At 53.4% G+C, this 4221-nt stretch carries 5 protein-coding genes and 1 pseudogene; all 6 read left to right on the forward strand.

The features are described 5' to 3' along the window. The coding region (locus B3F49_RS04055; protein ID WP_293909151.1) for a hypothetical protein at window positions 1-312 on the forward strand (312 nt) is incomplete at its 5' end. 66 nt (window positions 313-378) lie between these two features. Further along, entirely contained in the window at window positions 379-1644 is a 1266-nt protein-coding gene (locus tag B3F49_RS04060; RefSeq protein WP_293893775.1) for a KamA family radical SAM protein, read from the forward strand. After that, on the forward strand, window positions 1638-2615 hold the full coding sequence (locus B3F49_RS04065) for a D-alanine--D-alanine ligase family protein (protein WP_293909153.1): 978 nt from the start codon (window positions 1638-1640) through the stop codon (window positions 2613-2615). The genes B3F49_RS04060 and B3F49_RS04065 overlap by 7 nt, the downstream gene beginning before the upstream one ends. After that, window positions 2612-3553 carry a D-alanine--D-alanine ligase family protein gene (locus B3F49_RS04070; RefSeq protein ID WP_293909155.1) on the forward strand — a complete coding sequence of 314 codons (942 nt, stop codon included), beginning with the start codon at window positions 2612-2614 and terminating at the stop codon, window positions 3551-3553. Before B3F49_RS04065 ends, B3F49_RS04070 begins: the two co-directional genes overlap by 4 nt. A gap of 3 nt (window positions 3554-3556) precedes the next feature. Next, window positions 3557-4030, forward strand: coding sequence for a GNAT family N-acetyltransferase (locus B3F49_RS04075; protein WP_293893784.1), 474 nt, complete (start codon window positions 3557-3559; stop codon window positions 4028-4030). A 3-nt stretch (window positions 4031-4033) separates the two neighbouring features. Further along, window positions 4034-4221 (forward strand): annotated as a pseudogene (locus B3F49_RS04080) (GNAT family N-acetyltransferase); the annotation flags it as partial.

The raw sequence follows: 4221 nt of genomic DNA on the forward strand, positions 1-4221 counted from the left end.
GATGTGGATGAGATGCAGCACCTGCTTTGTTGGTTGCTGGACTGCAATCTTGAAGTACCAGCCTTCAAAGTAGTGGTATTTTTTCTTGGTTCCTTGGAACCGTTCGGGATGGAAGAGCTTCCATTCTCTCAAGATGGTTCCTCAGATAATGGCTGGATGGTAACAGTGATAGGAGCCTTTGCAGAGACCTGGATTGTGCCGTGTGAAGGTAGGGAGAAATGTGTTTATTTTTCCTGCTATGCGGCCTTGAAAATTCCTGCAAAACTTGCAGAAAAACGCGTAAAATATAGCGACCTTTTTTTACCTTGGTGATACACTGTTGATGACGATCATGAAGAGTCGAAAGGACCGTTGTTTTGGTCGCCAAGGACGATTTTTATGGGACAGTTCAATACTAACGAGCATGTTATTATTGATGATGTCGAGCCTCCGCTTATACGGAGCGGTGCAGATGCGGTTGCACCGAAACCTCATCACCAGAACGGCAGCCTTCAAGAGTCGAGATTTCCTCTGGAAGGTAGAATCGAAGAGTTCAGGAAGCACTACTTCCCGGACGCGACCGATGCGATGTGGAATGACTGGCACTGGCAGCTTTTCCATCGAATCACCACCTATTCCGACCTGTGTCGGTTCCTCACTCCCACTCAAAGCGAACGTGAAGCCCTGGCGAGTGCGGACACCTTGTTCCCCTTCTCGGTAACCCCCTACTATCTCAGCCTCATCAACCCGGACGACCCGCAAAGCGCAATTCGCAGGACTGTCATACCCTCCATCGAGGAGTCGTATGTAGGAAAAGGTGAGAGCGCAGATCCTTTGGCCGAGGAGCATACCACCGCCGTACAGGGCTTGGTGCACCGCTATCCCGACCGAGTGCTTTTTTTGACCACCAGCTTTTGCAGCACCTACTGCAGGTACTGCACCCGATCGCGCATGGTCGGAGGACACACCGAAGCCCTGCAGAAGCATTGGGAAGAGGCTCTGGCATATATCACCGAACATACTGAAGTACGCGATGTGGTCATCAGCGGTGGTGATCCGCTCACCCTCTCGGATGAGATGCTCGACTATCTGCTTGGCAGGGTAACCGGCATCGAGCATGTAGAGATGGTGCGCATCGGTACAAAGGTTCCAATGGTCATGCCTCAGCGGATCAATGAGAGCCTGCTTGCCGTTCTGCGCAAATACAAGCCGATTTACATGAGCATCCATGCCACTCATCCTGATGAGCTGACAAGGGAAGCGGCAAGGGCCTGCAATGCCCTGGCCGACAACGGGGTGGTCCTGGGCAGCCAGACGGTATTGCTCAAAGGCGTAAATGATTCGGTGCCTGTGTTGACCGATTTGTTTCACAAGTTGCTGCGGGTCAGGGTGAAACCCTACTACCTCTTTCAATGCGACCCCATTTCCGGTTCACAGCACTTCAGGACGACTGTTGACAAGGGCAAGGCTCTGATGCAGGGGCTTCGGGGTTTTACCAGCGGCTATGCGATTCCCCAGTACGTCATCGACACTCCCGGAGGCGGCGGCAAGGTCCCCATTCTGCCTCAGTACGAAGTAGGACAGGATGATGAGCATCTGTACCTCAGAAATTATGAGGGAAAGGTGTTCTCCTATCCCACTGCAAGGGAGAATGCGACGTGCTGATCGGAATGACCTATGATTTGAAGGATGATTACCTCAAAGAGGGGTACGCACCTGAATTGGTTGCCGAGTGCGACAGCATTGTCACCATCGATGCCATCGATGCGGCTTTGCAGAAACTTGGCCATCAGACGGTGCGGATCGGCAACGTGAAGGCCTTGGTGGGCTTTCTTGCTGCAGGGAAGACCTGTGATTTGGTCTTCAACATTGCAGAGGGAATGCACGGCCTCTTGCGGGAGTCGGTAATCCCCGCCCTTTTGGATGCCTACAGGATTCCCTATGTGTTCAGTGATTCCTTTGTACTGGCGATCTGCCTGCATAAAGGTTTTGCCAAAGAGGTGGTCAGGAAGGCCGGAGTGCCTACTGCAGACTATTGCGTTCTCTCCCATCCACAAGACTACAAGAAGGTTGATCTTCCCTATCCTCTCTTTCTCAAGCCCGTCGGCGGGGGGACCGGTATTGGAATTACAGCTTCCAACAAAGTTACCGATTCACAACAGCTCAAGAACGTCTCTGAATCCTTGCTTGCTACCTATGGGCAGCCGGTGTTGGTGGAGACCTTCCTCAGCGGCAGGGAGTTCACCGTCGGTATTACGGGAACAGGAGATGAGGCGGTGAGCACCGGGGTGATGGAAATCATCATCGACCACCACAGCGACGGGGGCATCTATTCCTACAAGACCAAGCAGGAGTATGTGACCACAACCCGCTATGAGAAGCCCGAACCGGCTGCGTGGAAGGCATGCGAGGCAGTCGCCTTGGCGGCTTGGCGTGCGCTTGGATGCCGGGACGGAGGGCGAATCGATGTAAAGATGGGTGAGAAGGATGTGGTGCACTTCTTGGAAGTAAACCCGCTGGCCGGCCTGCATCCCATCGACTCCGACCTTCCGATACTGAGCAGGATGCACGGACTGTCCTATGATGATCTCATAGGGAGAATCGTGTATTCTGCGCAAAAGAGGCTTGGCCTATGAAGGTTTTGATTCTCACCGATAGCCGGAAAAGCATCATGAGCGAGGATGAGGCGGATACCCTGGCCCAGGTCAAGGCGGTAAAGAAGGCATTGCTCCGTCTCGGCCATACGGTAGAAGTGGCTGCCTTTTCCTTGAATCTGAATCTCACTGCCCGCCGCATTGAGAAGTCGGGGTGCGACTTTGTGTTCAATCTGGTGGAGAATCTGAGTTCAAGTCGTCTCTTGCATTTGGTCCCCCTGTTGTGCCAAACTCTCTCGATTCCCTATAGCGGGGGTGATGCTTATACGCTTTCGGTAACCGGGGACAAGGTGGTTGCCAAAAAACAGCTGAATCTTGGCGGACTTCCTACTCCGCTGTGGCTGGAACGAGGCGGTGACTGCTCATCCTTCCTCTCCTTTCCCCTGATGGTCAAACCCATTGCACAGGAGGCTTCGGTGGGTATCACCGATGCCTCGGTGAGAACCTTTACGGATGCCGGGGAGCTCTCTTCGTATCTGGATGAGCATCCCGATCTTTTTGCAGAATGCTACATCGACGGGCGGGAGTTCAATCTCTCGATTCTGCCGGGGGGCAGGGTGCTTCCGGTCTGTGAGATGTGCTTTGTCGACTATCCCGCTGACAAGGTGAAGATTGTCGGGTATGAGGCGAAGTGGCAGGAGCAGTCATTTGCCTATCAGCATACCAAGCGGTCCTATACGTTCGGCATCGACGACCAGGGGTTGGTTGAAGAGCTGAGGCGGCTTGCCAAAGCTGTGTATGAACTGTTTGGAAACAGTGGGTATGCCCGAGTCGATGTGCGGGTCGACCAACAGAAAAAGCCGTTCATCCTGGAGATGAACAGCAATCCTTGCATAGCAGCCGACAGCGGTTTCATCGCAGCGGCTTCCCAAGCAGGTATGACCTATTGCGAGGTCATTGAGCGATTGCTCAGGAGATAGTGGATGCAATTTCGCGAACAACCAATATATGAGGATATGGAGGCTGTCGCTTCCATTTTGAAGAACTCAGGCTTCTTCAACGAGGAAGAGCAGGAGGTCGGCGTATCGCTGGTGCGTGAAAGGCTCGAGCAGGGGGAGAAGAGCCTTTACTTCTTCCAGTTCGCCCAAGAGGGTGCACAGGTGCTCGGATATACCTGTTTCGGACCTATCCCGGGAACACGATTCAGCTATGACCTCTACTGGATCGCCGTCGACCCGGCGTATCAAAGACAGGGTATCGGGGGGCTTCTCTTACAGCAGACCGAGGCACAAATCGAGCGCAGGGGCGGCAAACGCATCTACATCGAGACATCCTCACAGTCCCTCTACCTCCCCACCCGCAGCTTCTATACCCGTCACGGCTACATCTTGGAAGGGCAGCTGAAAGATTATTATGCCCCCGGTGATGACAAGCTGTTGTACGTCAAAGGGTGGTAAGCCATGGACTTCCAAATTCGGAGCTTCCAACACAACGCTGTAATCCCCGATATCGAGGGTGTGCACAATCTTGTGAAGCAGCAGCTGACGTTTATCGGCTATACCCCGACATATCAAGATGTTGCTTCCGTTCTGGCCAATGCCATGAAAGAGGAGAGTCGTGCGGTGCTCTGGGTGGCATACCAACAGGA

The organism is Sphaerochaeta sp. UBA5836 (genome assembly GCF_002432845.1).
GTDB lineage: Bacteria > Spirochaetota > Spirochaetia > Sphaerochaetales > Sphaerochaetaceae > Sphaerochaeta.